The sequence below is a fragment of the Photorhabdus sp. RM323S genome (assembly GCF_042879375.1).
Lineage (GTDB): Bacteria > Pseudomonadota > Gammaproteobacteria > Enterobacterales > Enterobacteriaceae > Photorhabdus > Photorhabdus tasmaniensis.
This window is the reverse complement of record NZ_JBHFKZ010000149.1, coordinates 1-1,235: the sequence shown is the minus strand read 5'-3', so window position 1 is coordinate 1,235 and position 1,235 is coordinate 1. Positions and strand designations below refer to the sequence as shown.

At 39.1% G+C, this 1,235-nt stretch carries 1 pseudogene; it reads left to right on the top strand.

The annotated features are described in order from the left end of the window. The first annotated feature begins 38 nt into the window (after positions 1–38). Positions 39–1,232: pseudogene (locus tag ACGF7G_RS22325) on the top strand (IS4 family transposase). Positions 1,233–1,235: the final 3 nt, after the last annotated feature.

Sequence of the window (1,235 nt, the reverse complement as noted above, 5' to 3'; positions counted from 1 at the left end):
TCTACTGATTGTTCCACCAAGTCAATAAGGTCACTGCTATGCCTGTTCGTAAAGTATGTCACAATTTCTTCAAAGATGCCTTAGCGCCGTTTCATAAATATCGCCAAAATGCATTAATCGATGCCACTATGGCTTTGATTAATGGTGCGTCTCTTACGTTAACCAGCATTGGACGTTTTCTCCCAGGAAATGCCCTCGTTAAGCATAAAATTAAACGCGTCGACCGATTACTTGGTAATAAAGCGCTCCATAAAGATATCCCTGATATTTTTCGCAACATTATTTCAATGCTAACTGAGTCTCTGTCGCTGTGTGTCATTGCTGTTGATTGGAGTGGATATCCGTCACAAGAACACCATGTGCTCCGTGCTAGTTTAATTTGCGATGGGCGCTCAATACCTTTATTAAGTCAAATAGTTCCTTCATGTGACCAGCAAAATTCAAAAATACAAAATGCCTTCCTCGACGCATTAGCTCAGGCTGTTAACCCTAAAGCTAGAGTGCTTATCGTTACGGATGCGGGTTTCCAAAATGCCTGGTTTAAACATATAAAAATGCTTGGTTGGGATTTTGTTGGGCGTATTCGCGGAAATACTCAATTAAGGCTTGAGAAATAGGGTGAATCTTGGTTTAAACGGCAAGCTTTAAAAGCGACCGCAACACCACAATTTTTGGGTTTTGGTACATTATCAAAAGCAGAATATGCGCGTTGTGATGGCTTCTTTTATCTCCATAAAAGACCTAATAAAGGTAGAAAATTTAAAAAGTCGCGATATCGAATGGTGCGAAAATCACAAGTGAAAGATGGGCGTTCGGCAGCTATGGAGCCTTGGCTTATTTTTACTAGCATGGATGATTTTAAACCTCGGCAAGTCATGAAATTATATAGTCGAAGAATGCAAATAGAGCAGAATTTTAGAGATGAAAAGAGTGAGCGATTTGGATTTGGGCTCAGAGCAAGTTACAGTCAAGGTGCTGGTCGCTTACTTGTATTGAGCCTTCTTGCTACGCTAAGCTCGATTGTACTTTGGTTGATAGGGTTTCATGCTGAAAATAAAGGAATACACCTTAGTTATCAAGCTAATAGTATCAAATCAAGAAGAGTAATATCTCATCTAACATTAGCAGAGAATGTATTACGCCATTCTCCGCTAATATTATTTGAAATAGTGCTTAATAAAACACTCAAGCATCTCGCCAAAATCTACCAAAATATGGTTTTGATTTATTAGCGC